This window comes from Bifidobacterium sp. UTBIF-68, from assembly GCF_006408855.1.
In the GTDB taxonomy this organism is placed as follows: domain Bacteria; phylum Actinomycetota; class Actinomycetes; order Actinomycetales; family Bifidobacteriaceae; genus Bifidobacterium; species Bifidobacterium reuteri.
This window is the reverse complement of sequence record NZ_JFAN01000009.1, coordinates 37027-55959: the sequence shown is the minus strand read 5'-3', so window position 1 is coordinate 55959 and position 18933 is coordinate 37027. Positions and strand designations below refer to the sequence as shown.

At 62.7% G+C, this 18933-nt stretch carries 17 protein-coding genes; 6 read left to right on the top strand and 11 right to left on the bottom strand.

Going from position 1 to position 18933, the window contains the following annotated elements; genetic code table 11:
• Window positions 1–147: 147 nt before the first annotated feature.
• The gene (locus BW14_RS03085) at window positions 148–1461 is read right to left on the bottom strand and encodes an O-acetylhomoserine aminocarboxypropyltransferase/cysteine synthase family protein (protein ID WP_140489257.1); all 1314 of its coding nucleotides are present in this window, start codon (window positions 1459–1461) and stop codon (window positions 148–150) included.
• A 343-nt stretch (window positions 1462–1804) separates the two neighbouring features.
• Between BW14_RS03085 and BW14_RS03080 the strand changes: the two genes are divergently transcribed.
• Entirely contained in the window at window positions 1805–2677 is an 873-nt protein-coding gene (locus BW14_RS03080) for a pyridoxamine kinase (RefSeq protein ID WP_044088486.1), read from the top strand.
• Between the two features lie 20 nt (window positions 2678–2697).
• On the opposite strand, the gene BW14_RS03075 is transcribed toward BW14_RS03080, so the two are convergent.
• From BW14_RS03075 to BW14_RS03055, 5 genes are all read right to left on the bottom strand, one after another.
• On the bottom strand, window positions 2698–3903 hold the full coding sequence (locus BW14_RS03075) for a hypothetical protein (RefSeq protein ID WP_044088408.1): 1206 nt from the start codon (window positions 3901–3903) through the stop codon (window positions 2698–2700).
• Window positions 3884–4735: an ATP-binding cassette domain-containing protein gene (locus tag BW14_RS03070; RefSeq protein WP_258186034.1), complete on the bottom strand. Its 852-nt coding sequence runs from the start codon at window positions 4733–4735 to the stop codon at window positions 3884–3886. Before BW14_RS03070 ends, BW14_RS03075 begins: the two co-directional genes overlap by 20 nt.
• 28 nt (window positions 4736–4763) lie before the next feature.
• Window positions 4764–5963: a hypothetical protein gene (locus BW14_RS03065; RefSeq protein WP_052382012.1), complete on the bottom strand. Its 1200-nt coding sequence runs from the start codon at window positions 5961–5963 to the stop codon at window positions 4764–4766.
• Between the two features lie 183 nt (window positions 5964–6146).
• Window positions 6147–6908, bottom strand: a complete 762-nt coding sequence (locus BW14_RS03060; RefSeq protein ID WP_140489256.1) for a hypothetical protein — start codon at window positions 6906–6908, stop codon at window positions 6147–6149.
• Between the two features lie 47 nt (window positions 6909–6955).
• Window positions 6956–7705 carry a hypothetical protein gene (locus BW14_RS03055; protein WP_140489255.1) on the bottom strand — a complete coding sequence of 250 codons (750 nt, stop codon included), beginning with the start codon at window positions 7703–7705 and terminating at the stop codon, window positions 6956–6958.
• 592 nt (window positions 7706–8297) lie between these two features.
• Here BW14_RS03055 and BW14_RS03050 point away from each other — a divergent pair.
• Window positions 8298–8972 (top strand): hypothetical protein, encoded by a 675-nt coding sequence (locus BW14_RS03050; RefSeq protein WP_044088411.1) that lies wholly within the window; start codon window positions 8298–8300, stop codon window positions 8970–8972.
• A 265-nt stretch (window positions 8973–9237) separates the two neighbouring features.
• Here BW14_RS03050 and BW14_RS03045 read toward each other — a convergent pair whose 3' ends face one another.
• From BW14_RS03045 to BW14_RS03025, 5 genes are all read right to left on the bottom strand, one after another.
• Complete coding sequence (locus BW14_RS03045) at window positions 9238–9957, bottom strand: hypothetical protein (RefSeq protein WP_140462883.1); 720 nt, start codon at window positions 9955–9957, stop codon at window positions 9238–9240.
• 140 nt (window positions 9958–10097) lie between these two features.
• Window positions 10098–10613, bottom strand: coding sequence for a hypothetical protein (locus BW14_RS03040; RefSeq protein ID WP_044088413.1), 516 nt, complete (start codon window positions 10611–10613; stop codon window positions 10098–10100).
• Complete coding sequence (locus tag BW14_RS03035) at window positions 10610–11812, bottom strand: hypothetical protein (RefSeq protein ID WP_181162283.1); 1203 nt, start codon at window positions 11810–11812, stop codon at window positions 10610–10612. Before BW14_RS03035 ends, BW14_RS03040 begins: the two co-directional genes overlap by 4 nt.
• On the bottom strand, window positions 11743–12051 hold the full coding sequence (locus BW14_RS11860) for a hypothetical protein (protein WP_181162282.1): 309 nt from the start codon (window positions 12049–12051) through the stop codon (window positions 11743–11745). The genes BW14_RS03035 and BW14_RS11860 overlap by 70 nt, the downstream gene beginning before the upstream one ends.
• 170 nt (window positions 12052–12221) lie before the next feature.
• Window positions 12222–12884, bottom strand: a complete 663-nt coding sequence (locus BW14_RS03025) for a response regulator transcription factor (RefSeq protein ID WP_044088415.1) — start codon at window positions 12882–12884, stop codon at window positions 12222–12224.
• 327 nt (window positions 12885–13211) lie between these two features.
• On the opposite strand from BW14_RS03025, the gene BW14_RS03020 reads away from it, so the two are divergent.
• The 4 genes from BW14_RS03020 to BW14_RS03005 all read left to right on the top strand — a co-directional run bounded on the left by BW14_RS03020 (window position 13212) and on the right by BW14_RS03005 (window position 18687).
• Window positions 13212–13661 carry a YraN family protein gene (locus BW14_RS03020; RefSeq protein ID WP_223847908.1) on the top strand — a complete coding sequence of 150 codons (450 nt, stop codon included), beginning with the start codon at window positions 13212–13214 and terminating at the stop codon, window positions 13659–13661.
• Window positions 13662–13713: 52 nt separating this feature from the next.
• A complete protein-coding gene (locus BW14_RS03015; protein ID WP_140489252.1) occupies window positions 13714–15249 on the top strand; it encodes a YifB family Mg chelatase-like AAA ATPase in 1536 nt (511 codons plus the stop codon).
• Window positions 15246–16745 carry a DNA-processing protein DprA gene (locus BW14_RS03010; RefSeq protein ID WP_375138429.1) on the top strand — a complete coding sequence of 500 codons (1500 nt, stop codon included), beginning with the start codon at window positions 15246–15248 and terminating at the stop codon, window positions 16743–16745. Before BW14_RS03015 ends, BW14_RS03010 begins: the two co-directional genes overlap by 4 nt.
• A 64-nt stretch (window positions 16746–16809) precedes the next feature.
• A complete protein-coding gene (locus BW14_RS03005; RefSeq protein WP_140489251.1) occupies window positions 16810–18687 on the top strand; it encodes an FAD-dependent oxidoreductase in 1878 nt (625 codons plus the stop codon).
• The last annotated feature ends 246 nt before the right edge of the window (window positions 18688–18933 follow it).

Sequence of the window (18933 nt, the reverse complement as noted above, 5' to 3'; positions counted from 1 at the left end):
GTCACACGGCAAACGGAAAGCCCGCGCTGCATGACTCAGCGCGGGCTTTCACTCCCCCATTTCAATTCCGCTCATCCATGATGCACCCCATAAGCATCATGCCCTTCAATCGGAATTGATGGCTTCCTTATCGCCTCTACCTCCTACTCACTTGGCAAGACCGGAGGCACGAACGGCTTCGAAGCCACCCTTGAGGTCGTCGAGGATGTCCTCGATGTTCTCGGTGCCGATGGACAGGCGGATGGTGCCCTGGTGGATGCCCTGGTCCTCGAGCTCCTCCAGAGTCTCCTGGGAGTGCGTGGTGGAGGCCGGGTGGATGATGAGGGACTTCACGTCAGCGACGTTGGCCAGCAGGGAGAACAGGTGCAGGTTGTCAATGAAGACACGGGCCGCGTCCTTACCACCCTTGATGTCGAAGGTGAAGATGGAGCCGGCGCCGTTCGGGAAGTACTTCTTGTACAGCTCGTGGTCGCGGCGACCTTCGATGGACGGGTGGGAGACGGACTCGACTTCCGGCACGGTCTGCAGGTATTCGACGACCTTCAACGCGTTCTCGACGTGGCGCTCGACGCGCAGGGACAGGGTCTCGGTGCCCTGCAGCAGCAGGAAGGCGGCGAACGGGGACAGGGTGGCGCCGGTGTCGCGCAGCAGGATGGCGCGGATGCGGGTCACGAAGGCGGTGCCGCCCAGAGCCTCGTAGAAGTTGAGGCCGTGGTAGGACGGATCCGGCTCGGTGAGGGTCGGGAACTTGCCCGGAACCTCAGCCCAGTTGAAGTTGCCGCCTTCGACGACGACACCGCCCAGCGTGGTGCCGTGGCCGCCGATGAACTTGGTGGCGGATTCGACCACGACATCGGCGCCGTGCTCGAGCGGACGGAACAGGTACGGGGTGGCGAAGGTGTTGTCCACGATCACCGGCAGATGATGCTTGTGGGCGATTGCGGAGATGGCCTCGAAGTCCGGCAGGTCGGCGTTCGGGTTGCCGAAGGTCTCGAAGTAGACGAGCTTGGTGTTCTCCTGGATGGCGTCCTCGAAGTTCTGCGGGACCTCAGGATCGACGAAGGTGGTGGTGATGCCGTCGCGCGGCAGGGTGTGCTTGAGCAGGTTGAAGGTGCCGCCGTAGATGTTCTTGGAGGAGACGATGTGGTCGCCGGACTGGGTGATGTTACGCACGGCGTACTCGACGGCGGCCGCGCCGGAGGCGACGGCGATGCCGGCGGTGCCACCTTCAAGGGCGGCGATGCGGTCCTCGAAGACGCCCTGGGTGGAGTTGGTCAGACGGCCGTAGATGTTGCCCGGGTCTGCAAGGCCGAAGCGGGCCTCGGCGTGGTCGAAGTTGTGGAAGACGTAGCTGGTGGTGGCGTAGATCGGCACTGCGCGGGAGTCGGTGGCCGGATCGGCCTGCTCCTGGCCCACGTGCAGCTGCAGGGTTTCAAAACGGTACTTCTTGTTCTCGGCCATGATGTGCTCCTTGTCGTCGGTCGCGAGGTTCTTTTCCTTGCCACCCGCCTGCCGTATTCGGCGGTTGGCGAGGTGTTGGTTATGAAGGTACGCGCGGCGGATAGCGCGGCGCAAGCCAGACGTTATCGGGGTTGCCTATAGACCCTTATCAGCCGTTGGAATCCTTGGCGTTCACCCACCCTTCACACCGCCGAAATACCCTCCGGCAATCCCGCGACACGCCGAAGCGGCATCACCGTGGACTACGCTCGTCACTGTTGTCCGCGGTTCTTCATCAGACTTTTCGTCTGGGCTGTAATGCGGACGAGATCGCATGCAGCAACATCATCGGAAGACCTGGACCATGACCGACGTGACCTTGTATGAACGTGACCCGAAGTACATCCCGCGCGTTGCCGCCGTACACGATATGTGCGGCTATGGCAAATGCTCGCTGACCGCGGCGATACCGATCCTCTCCGCGGCCGGATGCGACGTGTGCCCGGTCCCCACCGCCCTGTTCTCCGCGCACACCAAGTATCAGGTGTTCACGTTCCACGACACCACGGATATCCTTTCCGGATATCTCGACGCCTGGCAGGCCGAGGATGTGGAGCTCGACGCCGTGTATTCGGGGTTCCTTGGCTCACCGGAGCAGGTGGCGATCATCCAGAGGCTGTACAGCGACTACCCTGCCGCCCTGCGGCTGGTCGACCCGGTGATGGGAGACGGCGGACGGACGTACACCACGTATACGCCCGAACTATGCGAGGCGATGGGGGCGTTGGCGACCGGCGCCGATGTCCTGATGCCGAATCTCACCGAAGCATGCATCCTCACCCATCGCGACTACCAAGGCCAGGATCTGAACGACGATCAGGTGAATGGTTTGCTGGATGCGCTGCTTGAGTTGGGTGCCAAGAACGTGGTGCTCAAGGGCATCGACCATGGCGATGACCGTATCGTCAATTATGTGGCTTCGGCATCGGACGGCGCTGCAGGCAAGATCGAGCTGAAGCACCTCAAACTGCCGTACATGATCCACGGCACCGGCGACGTCTTCGCATCCGCACTGTGCGGGGCGGTGATGGCGGGCCGCGGTCTGGCGGAATCCGCGCGGATCGCCGGCGAATTCGTGCGCCATGCGATGGCAAGCACCCGTGACCAGCCGCACTTCGAGGACCGTGGGGTCAGTTTCGAGCTCAACCTCGGCGAGCTCACCGATCTGGTGCGCTAAGGCCTGCACCGAGACGCGGCCTACCGGTTCTTGAAGTACCTGAGCAAGTGGCTTTCCCGGGTGAGCATCACCGCGACCCCCGCGCCCGACAGCACGCCCACCACTGCAGCGACCGGAACCCGAAGCATCGTGTCGGCGAGCGCCGCGGCCTCCGCATCCCCGTTCTGCAACCATACCCATGCCCACAATGGACTGGTCAACAGCACTGCAGCGGTCGCCCATACGATCGTCTCCAACACGATCTGCATCAACAGCGCGGTTTTCGGAACCCCGCAATGCAACGCGGAAGCCATCTCGAGTCTGCGCGTCCATGTAGCGATGAATCCCAATGCCATCGCGGCCACCAAAGCGATCCACGGCGTGTAGGCGGTCAGTCTCACGCGGAACAGGGACGCACTGTCCAGTGCGCTGCCTTTGCTCATGTTGAGCTTGGCGATCTGAGGACGTTCCTGCGTGGCATCCATGCCGGAACCGATGCCCGTCATGCGCAGCAACGATTCGATGTCCTTGGTCTCGGGCCAGGTGCGCACCCAACACTGGCTGAATGATTCCGACGAGTTGGCGGGCACCGGAGCCAACGCAACATACGAGAATCCTGACTTGCGACCGTCGTCCGGCCACTCGAACACCCCGGACACCTGTACGTTGCGCCCGTCCCGCAATGCCAGGACACTGCCCGCCGCGGCGGCGAACGGCTTGGCCGCTTCGGCCGAGAGCATCACGCCTTCCTCACCGTCTTCCGATGCGGTCTCGGTATCGGCGTCCTTCGAAACCGAGACCTGCTCCCCTCCACCGGACAGGTCGTCGGCGCTCGTGCCTGTAGTGCTCAAAGCGAACACCCTACGCGCCCCCGGCGTGATCTCCATCAAGGGCACTCCTGTGGATGGCAGGGCCGCGAACACCAGCTTCTGGTCGGTCTGTCGTACAGCGCCAGCCGCTTCGACACCATCCAATGAGGCAAGCCGGTCGCAGGCGGCGCCATCGATGTGATTGTTGTATTCCATTACCCATGTCGAGCCGCCGGCTGCCACGTATTCATCGGTCTGTCGCTGAATGGAGGCGATAGTCAGCCAATCAGCACCGACCAGCAGGAGAATCAGGCATGCAAGTCCCACCGCCAGCGCACATGCATGACTGGTGCCGCTGATCAGGTCGCGCCACGCCTCCCCCAGCATGCCGACAAGTCGCATGCGCGCGATCTTGGCTTCACGCTGCAGCTGCGTCATGATGCACCTCCTCGCTTTGCCAGTCGCGCAGGTCGATGAGGTCGGTGCAGGCGTCCCGCGTGCGCGGGTCATGCGTGGCCACGACGACAATCGCCCCGCTCATCGACAGGTTGTGCAGGTGCTCGTTGACCGTGGCCGCCGTATTGAGGTCAAGTTGCGCGGTCGGCTCGTCCACGAGCAGCAGCCCGGCGTGTGAAGCCACGCCGCGCGCGAGCATCAACCGTTGCGCTTCACCGCCCGACAGGTCACGAAAAGGCTTCGCGGCCAGTTCATCCAAGCCAAAAGCCTCCAACAGGGCCATGGCATGGGTTTCGGCATCCCTCCGGCGCTCGCCGCGCGCGATGAACGGCAGGGCCACATGATCGAGCGCGGTGCGGCGGGCCACGCCGTGGGGGTTCTGCAGCACCCAGCACACACGTCCACAATCGACGCGCTCCACCATGCCCGTCACCGGCTCCACCCATCCGGCGATGATGGACAGCAACGTGGATTTGCCCGATCCGGACGGCCCGGTGAGCGCATAGACGTGTTTGGGAAGTAGCGTCATGGTCAGGTGACGGAACAGCATGTCCTCGCCGGTACGGTCGAAACTGTGGCCGATATCGGTGAGGATCACACGACGGCCTTCACCTTGCTCCTCCAGTGAGGAGACCGATGCCGAGGAGACCGATGCCGGGGAAACCTCCGGCATCACCGATGAGCAGGAGGATGCCGCAGCCGATTGGGTATCAGGCCGCGAATCCAGCCTCGAATCAGCCTTCGAATCCGACTGCACAGACGTGCTGCGATCCGGCTCTCCGGAATCAGTTCCACGCAACGTACCCTTCGCCAAAGGGTTCCTCCGCCTCCTCCAAATCATCTCACTGCCCGTCCTGGCCTGAGGCGGAACCGGCTTCGGCATCGCAGTGTTGGGCGGTGCGCGGGGTCACATCCACGTGATCGAACTGCTGCCCATCGCCGACGCTGACCATGGTCTTGCCGAGCTGTGAGGCGATGATGGACACTTTCACCGGCTTGGCGTCCACACTCACGCATCCGAGTCCGCCCGAGGCGTCGTAGACCGCGGAGGGTGGCACGGTGAGCGCGGTCAGCGGCTGAGCGAGTCTCCAATCGTAGGACACGCTGAGTGCGCCACCGCTCGTCCCGGATGCCCCGCCAACGGCACCCGTTCCCCCGACGCCACCGGTCGGCGCGCCGCCGGAATCCCCGCTCATCGACGCCAGACGGAAGGCCACGGATCCGCCGATCGCCGCGAGCATCGCGGGATCGGTGAGTTCGACGGTTCCGGCCGGCACGGCGAACGTCTGCTCGCCGATGACGAGTGTGCGGTCGCCGACCACCAGATCGGTGGCGGACGTCGGCAGCGTCGCCTTGAGCGGGATCGCGGCAGTGGTGAACAGGTCAGCGCCCGCCGTGATCTGCCGCCCCACGGCGATTGAGGATTGCTTGACCGTCACTGAGTCGGAGGGCAGCCAGACGAACGATTCCGGCCCGATCGACCAGCCCGAGTCGGCGGTGATGCGGGCGGCTCCCTTGCTGTCGGCGAGCGCATTGTAGGCGACGATGGTGTCCCACGTCATCACATCGGAGTCGGGTGCGGCATAGCCGAGGCGACGCAGTACGGCATTGAGACCGGCCGCGTCGGACCCGCGGGTGCCGCTGGTCAGCGTGCGGTACAACGGCACGTCGGTGTGCAGGGCGAGAACTGGCCTGGCGTCCACGTCGAACACCGTGCTGCCGGAGCCGATGACAGTACCTGTACCGGCGGAGGTGCCGGTGATGGTGCCCGATACCGGCGAGGTGACGGTGGACGATTCGCCGAGGGAGACGGCCAGCGTCACGGAACGCGCGTCGTCGAACTGGGCGGAGGCCACCTTCACCGTCGTGGCCTCGGTGCTGGAGACCAGGGACGGCGGGATCTTGGAGCGGGTGAGGAGGAACCCGCCGCCAAGACCCACCGCGAATATCACCAAGGCGAGCAGTACCACGATGGAGGCCGCCACCCCATTGCGCGCGGCCCGCAGTTCCTTGCGATCCCTCGCTGCGCCTTTCCGCTTCATGTCGGCCTCCTTGCCTTGTGCCCCACGCTTTGCGTCCCATGACTTGCGCCGTCTTACGCCGTTTGGCACCCGGAGAATCAGGAAGAACAGGCGCTGGTGCATTCCTTGGTTGATTTCAGCGTATTCCCGGTTCCTGTCGCTTCCCAATACCGTTGTCATCCGAAAGACGACATGTTCCGACCGCTACTGATGCAGCGGGTCCTGTCCGCACGCCCAGAACTGCTGGCCCTGTGGCGAATTCGCATCGTATTTGTAGTCCGGGTTGGGCTGGCCATCGAAAGTGGTGCTCATGTACTCGCTGAAGAACTCATGCCAACGTCGGAGATTGGCCTCGAACTGGCTGTTGTCGGTCACGTTCGCGGTGTTCATCGTGCTCATGTACTCGTCTTCGCTGATGGGGCTCGGCAGCAGATCGTGCTTGGCATAGCATTGGTATGTCTTGCGTGCCATGGCCTCCTGATCGACGTTGTCCGGGTTCGTATTCATGGCCGCGTACAGGCTGGAGATATCACCCGAGCCGGTCTTGGCATGGCACTCGTCCATGACCTTGAACTGCTCGTCGTCGGACATCGATCCGCGATACTGGCCGACCGCCTCGCCCCGGTCCAACGTCCAAGTGGCCTGCAGTCCATAGGGTTCGAGGCACTTGTTGTAGTCGTCGTAGATCTCCTGCACCTCGGCTTCGGTGATCTTGCCGTCCTTGAGGATGTTCTTGGCCAGATCGGTGGGCGCCTGGTCGTATTCCTTCTTGAATTCCGCGGCGTACGGCCCGGAGAAGGTCGGCTCGCCGCCGGCGCCGGTCATGCCGGCGGCCTTGGACGGTCCGTTGGCGTCCGCGACCTGTCCACAGCCTGCGAGCATCGTACACGCCAACGTCACCGCACCTATCAGCACGATCGCGTGGCGCAGCCGTTGACGAATCGTCGTTGCCGTATTTCCCTGCATGATGGCCTCCTTGCCTAATGGATTCGTATGTGTGTTGCGTGTTGCGCCTACTGCTGGCTCAGCGCGTCGGTCTGGCATTCCCAGAATTGCTTCGCCTTGCCGGCGTCGTAGTCCGGGTTCGGGCTGCCGTCATCGTTGCGTTCCATGTAGACGCGGTAGAACTCGTTCCACTTCCGGGTCTTTTCGACGATCTGCTCCTCGCTCAGACCCTCCGCGCCGGTGACCTCCAGATCGAGGAACTCCTGCTCGGTGATGGGCTTGGGCAGCAGGTCGCGCTGTTTGAGGCACTGGTATATCGCACGCTGCCTGGCACCGGCGTCAACGTTGTTCGGATTGCTTTGCAGCGCGTCATACATGGACTCGACGTTCCACAGGTCGGTCTCGACGGCGCATTCGGCGTTCTTCTGGTTCATCTCATCCTCGCTCAGACTGCTTGCCCGCACCTGGGAAAGCTGTCCCTTGGTGGAGACCAGACCGTACGGCGCAAGGCACTTGTTCTGCGCGTCGAAAACCTCCGTAAGCTCCGCGTCGGTGACCCGGCAGTCCTCGAGGATGCGTTTTCCCAGTTCGGTCTTGGATTGCTCCCAATTGAGCTTGAATTCGGCCGCGTACGGGCCTTGGAAATCGGGCGCTTTGCAGACGGTCGCCGCAGCGTTCGACGGTGTCTTGCCTTCGGTGTTCGCCGCGCCGCCACCCTGCCCCGGACCGGAACAGGCCGCCATCGCCAAGCACAACGGCACCAGCACGCCCGCCGCGATCATCCGCTGCGCGACGCCGCCATATCCGTTCGTGTTCATCGTCATCCCCACCAATCATCGTGGACTTCCTTGTCATGATTCAGCTTAGGCACGCTTCCCGCGTGGATCGCAATCGCCGTGTAGTCGGTGAGGTTACAAGCGGCGAGGTTACAAGGATCGGCCATTCAGACCGTTTTGGTTGGTCCGCCAGCGTCTTTTGCCGCGTGCTTTTTGTCGTGTGTCTGTTGCCGTGTGTCTGTTGCCGTGGAAGTTGTTGACAAGGGGCTGTATGTACGCACCATCACGAGACAGACGCGTACATACGGTCCCTTATGCTCCCAAAACAGGCGGTAAGTACGCGAGACCTTCGTCGAGACGCGTACTTACCGCCGCTTTCATCGTCGGACACCGTCAGAAGGAGCCAGAGTAGCCATCGGCATCTGGCCATTCCGAAATCATCCGATGTCTGTCATCCGCTGGCTTACGCGAGTTCTCGCACGACGGCCCCATCTGTCATACCTTGGTTTTACGGACAACGAAGTCACAAAGACACTGTGCGAACGGCTGAACGGCATCCGTGACATTCACCCGCCGCGCAAAAACCAAAGATCAAAGACCAAAGACCCAAGGCCAAGACCAAAGGACGGAACTGATGAAACGCAGCACAACCTACGCAATTCGCATGTCCATCATGTCTTTCACGTTGATGTTGACGCTGTCCGGCTGCGGAGGCGTGCCGGGTACCGATACCACTCCTCAAGCCGCCGAGCCCACGTTCTCCGGCCCGTGGGCCGAGGATTTCCAACGAAATTACGATGACGCGAGTCAACAGGGCAACACATTCGCGCAGGACGTGCTGCGAGATGGGCGGATTACCGAGGCCGAGGCCACCGAGGCGGTCAACCGGTATGCGTCGTGCATGAAGGACGCCGGGTTCGCGCTCGATTACGTCAATCCGGACGGCAGCAGCCAGATGTCGGGCGAACTGACCGACGCCGAGAATGCGCGATACGGTGAGGCGGATGGTACCTGCGATGCATCATCGGGCTCCCGGTGGATCACGGCGCTGTACAACGCTGTCGCCGGCGATCCGAACGGCGATCTGCGCAATCGCAGCGACGAAGAGGCTCGTCAGGATCTGGCCGACTGTCTCAAACGCAAGGGCGTGGTCGGCGATGAGTTCACCGCCAAGGACATTCCCGAAGTCAATGCGAGCGGCGACGAGAATTGGGAGTTCCAACGCCAATTCGTCGAGCCGGGCGGCAGGTACTACAGCGAGCGCAGCACCGACATACTCACCCAATGCAACATGGATCCGCGGCAGTAAGGTAACATCCGTCCCACCGTGTGGGAGTGGATTTTCGGTTTCCCAGGAATTCCGCCATTCCCCGCCCCTACTGGTCTGTCTCGTAAATAATTGAGGAATTCAGCTTGTTCTCTCCCCCAGTCAGCTTCGCCGACAGCCCCCTCGTCAGAGGGGGCCAGGACCACTCGACCAATTACGAGACTAACCAATACATGGTGGGTAGTTCCCTACGCCATGCGGCTTATACATGCGGCCAGCGGCCCGGCATGCCCAGGCCACCATTCAGTCACCCGCATGCCTCGACCTTCTGTCGGAAGTCTGCATCGGCGCGCTTGCCTGCATCGAACGGCCCGGCGCCCGCACGGCTGTCACGATCGTAGTCATCAATCGAATACGATTCGCTCACCAACCCCTGCCGCACATAACAATCGATGATAATCTGCCGCGCATCCTTGCCGTCGTTGTCCGGATTGATCTCGGCGGCGCTGGCCAGCTGCCATATGGTCTGTGCCCCGTCGCGCGTCGAGCAGGTCTTCACATCCTGATTGAACGTGCCACCCCACGCCGCCGACTCCGCCTGGGATGCCCCGCTGGGCGGCCGCGAGCTTATCTCCCCCAGCTCCCCCATCGTGATCGAATCCGTGTCGTGACCCAGATCGCCCAGACATTGGAGCACGTGATCGTTGAGCTCGGCAAGCTCGGATTGCGTGATCACGCCGTCTTCGAGAATCCCCACCGCGAAGTCGGCGCCATCATCCTGCAACGTCCGGCGGGCTTGCCCCAGCTCAGCGGCATAGTGCGCGTTGAGGTCATATCCGCCAGCCGTCTCCATAGTTCCTTCGGTTCCTTCGGAGTCCGGGCCGCCGGACAACGGACCGGCGCAGGCAGTCAGCGCGCATAGCATTACGGCGGCCACGCACGCCGCCGTCAGCCATGCACGCCCCGCACCGGAAGCTCCGGGAGTGCCGGACGCGCCAGGAATCCCGAATGAACACGAATCATGCATGTCAGCTCCTTCGCCGTCGGAACGGCATCATCACGCCGTTGCCGCCATGCTATGCAATCGTTCGCGGAACGTCACGCCCATGTGTAATCCCATGGATGACGCGATTTCGCGGTACGGCCGGCGTCACACCGCAACCGGTCTCACAAGCCAGGCATCTCGACGCTGAGCGAGGGATGGCCGCCGTCCTTGGACGCCACGTCGCGCAGCGTCACATAATCGGATTCGACGCCGCACTGACGAATGATCTCGTTCTTCTCCTGACTGCCGATCGAACCCCGAACCGTAACGATCACCTCGCCTCCGCCGCCGTCGACCGGCTGCGCCTGAAGCCCATACACGGACAGGCATTCGTTATACGCCGTGCGCACCTCCGCAAGTTCGTCGTCTGTCACCACACCATCCTCGAGCACTTCGCGGCCGAGCCCGGTATGCAGGTTGTTCCATGCGTTGAGCAGGTCGTATTTGTCCGGCCCGGTGAATTCCGGGTGCTCGCTTCCGGACGACAACTGCGCGTCCGTGCCGTTCGTCGCGTTGTATGGCACGTCACGCCATGGCTCAGGCAGCAGCATGGCCCAGATGATGGCGCCGATCGCAACGATCACCAGCAGCGCGGTGGAGGCAATCGCGACGACCCGCCGCCGCACGTCGGCGTTCATGATGGGCTCCCGGAATCACGCTCCGACCGCGCGAGGGCACGCCCATCGGGGTGTAAGGCGCCGTTCCGTTCCGAGGCCGTCCCCGAATCCGATCTGCCAAATGAATCCCCGGCCGGCCGCGTAGGGATGCGCGCGTACAGCACCCAATCACCGTCCTCGGCGCTGTCGTTGAGCACACCGCCGAGCCCCGCGATAATGCGGCGGTGCATCATGAGCCCGCTGCCGTGCGAGGGGATGCCGGCGCTGAAATCAACGTTGCCATCGGAAACGGCCATCTCCCGGCGATCATCGGGTTCGTCGGCGGTGTCGGAGTCCACGCCGACGAAGCTTGCGCGGTTCTCGCCACGCCCCCTCGCCTCGCCGTCATCATGTTCGGCGTCGCGCGGCTGCCGCAACGGGTTGGTCTCCATGATTTCGATGATGTCGTGCCCCAACGTCACCACGCAGTAGTAGCCGCCTGTGGCAGGATCGAGATGACGGCCGATGTTCGCCGTGAGCTCGCCGATGAGGTTGGCCGCCTCCCGGACCGATTCGTCGGCGGCATCGTCCGGCAGCTCGCCGCGTATCTCGAAGGTGCCATGGAATCCAAGGCGGGACAGACGCTCCCTGCCCGCACCGACGGCCTGCACAATTGTCGCTGCGCCCACGGTACGGTCCGGCCGCACCGACCCGGCGTGGTCCGCCGAACCGGTCGGATTCGCCAATTGCCCGGGTGCAACCTCCTCCAACAGGTCGATGACGTGATGAATCTCATCGAGCACATCAAGCGCCTGCGTGTTGACGAATTCCCAGTCCCGCCGCTCAGTGGCGTGGGCGGGGTCGTCGGGCGTCCTCCGCAGCTGTCGCTGCGCGGTCAGAGCGATGTACGAGAGTCCCCCGCTGGCCGAATCGTGGATGCGCGAGGCCAGTCGTGTGTTGCGTCTCAAGGTGTCGGCCTGCCATTGCCTGCGCTCCAACGCCATCGCATGTTCGCGCATCTCGTCGCGCTGCTTGCGCCACCGGAAGGACATGCCGGCCATGGTGGCGAGGGTGAACATGCCGATGTAGTTGACCATGCCCACCCATGTGGCGGATATGGCGTTAAACGTGTTAAGAGCCACCGGCACGCATTCGGCGAGCGAAACGGTGACTAGCGCGCCAATTGCCACGGGAATGGCGCTGTCATATCCGATGATCGCGAGCGCCAGATACGCAGCCACAGCGGGTTAGGCCCGGAAAGATCAAGCACGAACAGACGGCCGAGCACCGTGGCGATGATCATCCATCCGGACGTGCGCGGCATGAACGGTGAAAGGACGATGCCCACCACGGATATACCGGAGAACAGGAAGTTCAGCGGGTAGACCGGCGGAATCGCAGCCCATTCGATAAGCGTGGCTGCAAGAATGAACAGGGCCATGGCTACGCGGAACCAATGTGTGCGGAACCATCGCGACACGAATGCGGCACTCCTCATGGCGCGGTTCCCGGCGCAGTTTCCGACGCGGCGCGCGGCACGGTCCTCCTCCCCTCCACGGCTCCCGTCGGGCTCTTCAGCATGGTCTCCGCCACGACTCCCGCTATGGTTCTCACTACGGCTCTCGCGCACCGCGTGCTCCGCGACGGCGTTCATCGTTCGTCCTCCGCCGCGCCTGTCCACAGGGCTACCGCCTGTCCCCGTGAATTGACGCCCAGCTTGTGGATGGCACGGGTGAGATAGGTCTTGGCCGTGGAGACGCTCACCTGCATCTCCCCGGCGATCTGTTCGGTTCCCAGCCCCCGCGAACACAGATTCATGGCCTCGGCCTCCCTGTCGGAGAGCAGGAACTGTCGCGGCAGACGCCGGCCGGACAGACGCTGGTGGGCCTCCGACGAGGTCTGGAAACCCTCGCCCCAAGTACCGCCCGCCGCCACAGCGCGGATAGCGTCCACAATCGGCGCCTCGACGGATTTGGGTACGATTCCTTGGGCGCCGGCTTCGGCGGCCTTGGACGCATACACCGCCAGGGAGAACGAGGTGACGGCCAGGATCATCACACGCGCGGTCTGCACACGAATCGTCCTGCACACCACCAGGCCGGACAGCTCGTCCATCGACATGTCGGTGAGCAGCACATTCGGACTCCGTTGCGCATCGAGGCACCGCGCGACCGCATCCCGTCCGGAGACGGTCTTCCACAGCACGCGCGCCTCCGGCATCAGCTCACTGATGGCGCGTTCCAGAAAGGCCAGCGAAAACTCGTCGTTGTCCAGCAATCCGATGGTCACGATAGGACGAACCGTTTCGGCCATCTCCCCCTCCTTTGCGGCAAGCCCTGCAACGCTGCTTTCACGGTAACACCAATATGCGGCCGCAACAGAATCGCCACGTCATCCGTCGGACGACAATCGGAATACTGCCCTAACAAACTGTGGATAACCCGGATTCCATCCACACGTTATCCACAACACTCCGAACCGCGTCATAGTATCCACATTCGCCGGTCGGCCTTGCGCTGCGCACATCGCAACCCGCACAGTGGATTCATGAGCAATTCAGCATCAATGCAGATCACAGGACACAGCGATACGCTGGTCACGCACCGCGGCGATTCCGCATCTTCCCGGCTCCGTCGCCCCATGCCGGTTTCCGCCCCGGATGAGCCGTCCTTCCGGCATGACACCGACCACGAACCGGACCGTCTCGCCCAGGACATGGCGAATCCTCTTCTGACGGCCAGACAGTTCGGCGAGCTGGGAGAACGGTATGTCGCCCTATGGCTCGAAGCCAAAGGATGGCATATCCTCAGCCGCAACTGGCGCACACGGTACGGCGAGCTGGACATCGTGGCCATCACACCCGAACGCATGGTGGTGTTCGTGGAGGTGAAATCACGCCATAACGCCTATTACGGCACACCCCAGGAGGCGGTGACTCGGAGCAAACAGGTCAATCTGCGCCGCGCTGCAGCCGCATGGCTCATCGACCGCCGCAATCGCATACCGCATGCGGGCGTCCGTTTTGATGTGATCACCATCCTCATGGATATGGGCCAGCCGAAGGTCGGCCATATCGTGAACGCCTTCTGACCCCATTGGCATGGCAATAGACCACGAGCAAAGAACATAGAAGGAGACCATCATGGCCATCGGCAGCACGCTGTCCGTGGGACTCATCGGACTGAAGGCCTTTATCGTGCAGGTGCAGGCGTTCATCAGCCCAGGACTGCCATATTTCTCCATCATCGGACTGCCGGACACGTCGTTGTCCGAGGCGAGGGAACGGGTGAAATCCGCATGTCAGGCCAGCGGATTCTCCTGGCCGCAGACCAGGGTGACGGTGAACATGAGCCCCGCTGCAGTGCCGAAACGGGGTTCCTCGCATGATCTGGCTATCGCGGCCAGCGTCCTATGCGCTTCCGGAGCCATCGGAGCCTCCTGCCTAGAGGACACAATCGTGCTCGGCGAGGTTAATCTCGATGGCTCCGTGCTGCCGATCCACGGCTTGCTGCCCATCATGCTGCACGCCAGGGAACGCGGGTCGAACAAGGTCATCGTGCCGTACCGCAATCTTGATGAGGCGCAGATGATCGAAGGCATGGACGTCATCGGCATACGCCATGTCGGCGAACTCATCGAGCTGATGGGCGGCAATGCCGTCTACCGTCTGCCGGAGTCCAGCATCGGCGGAGAGGATATGAGCGACGACCATGCCCTTGTGGTCGCAGACGAGCCAGGAGACATGAGCGAGGTCCTCGGCCAAGAGCATGCAAAATGGGCGCTGCAGGTGGCCGCTGCGGGAGGACATAACCTCATCATGACGGGCCCGCCGGGAGCAGGCAAGACGATGCTCGCGTCACGCATCCCCGGCATCATGAGCCCATTGGACGAACAGGCGCAGCTGGAAGTGGCTTCGATCCGCTCGTTATGCGGCACATTGCCGCACTATGGCATCACTGACGTGCCGCCGTTCGAGGCGCCCCACCATACCGCTTCGACCGCCTCGCTGGTGGGTGGAGGCAGCGGCATCGCCGCACCGGGCGCCATCACGCGCGCCCATCGGGGCATCCTGTTCCTCGATGAGGCGCCCGAATTCTCGTCCCGGGCATTGCAGACCCTACGCGAACCATTGGAATCCGGGTATGTGTCATTGACCAGGTCCAAAGGCAGCACATATTATCCGGCCGACTTCCAGCTCATCATGGCGGCCAACCCCTGTCCGTGCGGGTATTACTACGGCACCGGCGAACGATGCACCTGCAAGGAGAAGGAGCGTATGCGTTATTTCTCGCGTCTTTCCGGACCGATTCTCGACCGCGTGGACATCCAGATCACGGTCCCGCCTGTGTCCCGCATTGCCCAGCAGCACGAAAGCGCCGGCGAACCTAGCCACACGATTCGCGCACGCGTCGTGCAGGCGCGACATGCGGCTGCGGAACGGTTCAAACCATTCGGCTGGTCGTGCAACGCACAGGCTTCCGGCAAATGGCTTCACGCCAACACGTCACTCAGGGCGGTGGAGCTGGTGAATCGCGCCTTGGCCAATCACCAGCTTACCTTGCGCGGCGCGGACCGGGCCATGAGGCTGGCATGGACGTTGGCCGATCTGGCCGGGCGCACCAGTCCCACGGAACAGGATGTCCACCAGGGCATCGGATTGAGAACGAGGATGTCATGAACAATCATGGTATACAGGACGACAGGAACGACCAGAACAGCGGAAGCTCGCTGTATGTCCCCTCCGCGGACGCCATGTATCGCGCGGCGCTGACCTTCTGTCTGGATGACGCCGACGCGATGATGTACGCCCTACTCAAAGGCGCAGGAGACGCTGCAACCGTTTGGCACCTGCTCAGGGAATCACATCCGAAGAACCCTTCCTCCCAATGCGCCGCCGCCCTGGGCAAGCTCGACCTGGCCTTCACCCAAGGCCTGGTCCGCTGGGGGCGCAAGCCCCAGGCCTCGGTGATGAAAACATTCCATACCGCATTGGCGGGCTGGCACAACCGCATGCAGGACATGCCGTCCGATGACCCTGTGCGCATCGCCGATTGGTTCACCGTGGACGGCACCCAATGGCTGATCGGCCCCGACAGCCCCTACTGGCCGGGGCAGCTCGAAGATCTTGCGCTCAAATCGGATTGGGCACCGCCATTGTGTCTATGGGGCAAAGGCGACCCGCAGGCGCTGACCAGCTGCCCCAAGCCAGTGGGAATCGTCGGCTCACGCGATGTCACGGAATACGGACGCTATGTGGCGCATACGTTGGCCGAGCAGGCGGCGGCATTGGGGCATACGGTGGTTTCGGGAGGAGCCATGGGCACGGACGCCGCCGCGCACTGGGGCGCATTGAACGCCTTCCATGGGCGAAGGTCACACACCGTAGGACGCACCGTGGCGGTATTCGCCGGAGGCCTGAACCACATGGGCCCCACACGGAATCGTTCCCTGTTCGAACGCATCGAAACGCAGTCGGGGGCGCTGATCAGCGAACTGTGCCCGAACACCATTCCCGAAGCACGTCGGTTCCTGCTGCGCAACCGCATCATCGCCGCGTTGTCCTCGACTGTGGTGGTGGCGCAGGCACGTCTGCGTTCGGGCGCCTTGAACACCGCAGGCTGGGCGTACGAGCTCATGCGCGAAGTGTATGCGGCTCCGGGGGACATCAACCAGCCGGCCAACGCCGGCTGCAACAGGATCATCAGTGAAAACCGGGCCGCACTGCTGTGTGCGGCAACCGACGTGGAAAGCATCTGCCATGAAGCCCATCATCCCAGCACGGAGCATGCCTCGCACCCTGAAACGACCGCACCGCAACCGACCCTGCGACAGGTCCACGCCGAGCCGTCCTCCAGGCATGCCCGCAAACCGGGCTCGCCATCCGCAGCGTCACCCGACCTACGGACCGTGACGGCGACATCCGCAGATGGGCCGAAATCCATCCACCTCAACGCCCTGCCCGAACCTCAACGCGTGTTGGCCTCACTGATCAAGGAATGCCATAAACGCCATCTGATAGCCACTCCGGACGCCCTGCTGAAGATGGCACGGCAGCAGACGCCGAACGAGATATCCGATATCGGCACGGTTCTGGAGCTCGTGGGTGCCATGGAACTGAGCGGCATCATTCGCAGGCAGGCCGATGAGGTGGTGTTCAGCACCATCGTGGACTGACCCGGAGCATGCCTCGATGAGGCAGGAGAGGACACTGTTCGGCGGGTGTGCAAGAATCGAACCCATGAGTCCGAAACGTCTGGAAGATATGTATGATGCGGTTATCGTCGGCGCAGGAGCTGCCGGCCTGTCGGCGGCGCTGGGATTGCTGCGGTCCCCGGCGATCGCCGAGCTTACCGAGCAGGGCGTGAGCCCGAAGATCCTAGTGGTCTCCAAGCTGCAGCCTCTGCGCTCGCATACCGGTTCGGCTGAAGGCGGTATCGCGGCCAGCCTGGGCAATATCGAAAACGATGACTGGCATTGGCACTACTACGACACCATCAAGGGCGGCGACTGGCTGGTCGACCAGGACGCGGCGAAGCTGTTGGCGGAATACGCACCCGAGACCGTCATCAACCTCGAACGTCAGGGAGTGGCATTCTCCCGGACCGAAGACGGGCATATCGCTCAACGTCGTTTCGGCGGGCACACCCGTGATTTCGGCGGCGAGCCGGTCAAGCGAGCCGCCTACGCCGCCGATCGCATCGGCCATCAGATTCTTCACACGCTCTGGCAGCAGTGTGTGGCGCAGGGCGTCGAATTCGCCGAGGAATGGTATGTGACCGATCTGGTCCTCAGCGAGGATGGCGAGCGCGCCGCCGGCATCGTGGCATTGGACACGCATACCGGCAAGCTGCACGCCATTCACGCGCGCAATGTGCTGATCGCCACCGGCGGCGCAGGACGTCTGTTCCATACCACATCCAATTCCTGGGATCTGACCGGAGACGGTATGGCATTGGCGTTGTCCGCAGGCCTGCAGCTTGAGGACATCGAGTTCGTGCAGTTCCATCCCACCGGGCTCGCACATACCGGTATCCTGCTTTCCGAGGCGGCACGCGCGGAAGGCGGTATCCTGCGCAATGCCGACGGTGAGGCGTTCATGGAACGCTATGCGCCCGAGCATAAGGACCTCGCGGCCCGCGACGTGGTATCCCGTTCGATCATGGCGGAGATCGACGCCGGCCGAGGTGTCGCCGATCCCAAAGACCCGAATGGCCCGAAGGATTGTGTCTGGCTGGATATGACCGGCATCGACCCGGAACGCATGAAGCAGGCTCTGCCGCAGGTGGTGGAGACCATCGAACAATACGCGAATCTCGATCCGGCCAAGGATCCGGTGCCGATCAAACCCACCGCGCATTACACCATGGGAGGCATCCCCATCACCACAGACGGTGAGGTGTATCGTTGGCGTGACGGCGCTTCGCATGTGGTCGAAGGCCTGTTCGCGGCAGGTGAATGCTCATGCGTTTCCGTACATGGCGCAAACCGTCTGGGCGGCAATTCCCTGCTTGACGCATGCCTGTTCGGCACTCGTGCCGGCCGCACGCTGGCCGCACGCATCGCAGCGGCGCCGGTGGCCTCGCCCATGAACGACGATGCCGGCGATGAGCCATTGGCCGCGGCAGTCGACCGGACGGCATCCATGCGTCAGGATGATATCGCCTCATTGCTCCAGAGCGACCTCGAGTCTTCTGCGGACGCCGAAGCATCCCCCGTGTCCGACGGCAACGCATACCAGCTCATGGCAAAGCTCGGTTCGATCATGGAACAGGCTCTGGCGGTACGCTGCAGCGCCGATACCATTCACACTGCGCTGTATCAGCTTGATACGGCGATCAAGCCTGCCGCCGAGACGCTGCACGCACATGACAAGACGGCTGCTTTCAATCAGGAAATCACCGCCATCTGGGAAGTCCGTCACCTCATTGAGCTTGCCGAATCGGTGCTGAAGGCCTCCGACGCGCGTGAAGAGTCCCGCGGCTCAATGCGGCGCCTTGATTTTCCGCAGCGCGATGACGAGCGCTTCCTCGCGCACTCCATGGTCGCCCGAAATGGCGCAGTGGCATTCAAACCGGTGACCATCACCGATTACCCGCCACAAAGCCGCGAATACTGATCTAGTATGCCACGTCGTAAATTCGTTTTTTGATTCAGTACCCCTCAGTCCCGCTTCGCGGGCGGGGCGGGTTCCCCTGACAAGGGAACCTCCAATATATTCAACGAATTAATGACGCGGGATACCAGTGGTCTGTCTCGTAAATGTTTGAATGATGTTGGCACCCTCTGATGAGGGGCTGGCAGCGAAGCTGACTGGGGGGAGAGACTGAAGCCAGCCCCCTCAGTTATCAGTGAGACGGACCAC

Coding starts and splice junctions, on each gene's coding strand:
- BW14_RS03085 (WP_140489257.1), bottom strand. CDS start 1,461: ATGGCCGAGAACAAGAAGTACCGTTTTGAAACCCTGCAGCTGCACGTG.
- BW14_RS03080 (WP_044088486.1), top strand. CDS start 1,805: ATGACCGACGTGACCTTGTATGAACGTGACCCGAAGTACATCCCGCGC.
- BW14_RS03075 (WP_044088408.1), bottom strand. CDS start 3,903: ATGACGCAGCTGCAGCGTGAAGCCAAGATCGCGCGCATGCGACTTGTC.
- BW14_RS03065 (WP_052382012.1), bottom strand. CDS start 5,963: ATGAAGCGGAAAGGCGCAGCGAGGGATCGCAAGGAACTGCGGGCCGCG.
- BW14_RS03060 (WP_140489256.1), bottom strand. CDS start 6,908: ATGCAGGGAAATACGGCAACGACGATTCGTCAACGGCTGCGCCACGCG.
- BW14_RS03055 (WP_140489255.1), bottom strand. CDS start 7,705: ATGAACACGAACGGATATGGCGGCGTCGCGCAGCGGATGATCGCGGCG.
- BW14_RS03050 (WP_044088411.1), top strand. CDS start 8,298: ATGAAACGCAGCACAACCTACGCAATTCGCATGTCCATCATGTCTTTC.
- BW14_RS03045 (WP_140462883.1), bottom strand. CDS start 9,957: ATGCATGATTCGTGTTCATTCGGGATTCCTGGCGCGTCCGGCACTCCC.
- BW14_RS03040 (WP_044088413.1), bottom strand. CDS start 10,613: ATGAACGCCGACGTGCGGCGGCGGGTCGTCGCGATTGCCTCCACCGCG.
- BW14_RS03025 (WP_044088415.1), bottom strand. CDS start 12,884: ATGGCCGAAACGGTTCGTCCTATCGTGACCATCGGATTGCTGGACAAC.
- BW14_RS03020 (WP_223847908.1), top strand. CDS start 13,212: ATGCCGGTTTCCGCCCCGGATGAGCCGTCCTTCCGGCATGACACCGAC.
- BW14_RS03015 (WP_140489252.1), top strand. CDS start 13,714: ATGGCCATCGGCAGCACGCTGTCCGTGGGACTCATCGGACTGAAGGCC.
- BW14_RS03010 (WP_375138429.1), top strand. CDS start 15,246: ATGAACAATCATGGTATACAGGACGACAGGAACGACCAGAACAGCGGA.
- BW14_RS03005 (WP_140489251.1), top strand. CDS start 16,810: ATGAGTCCGAAACGTCTGGAAGATATGTATGATGCGGTTATCGTCGGC.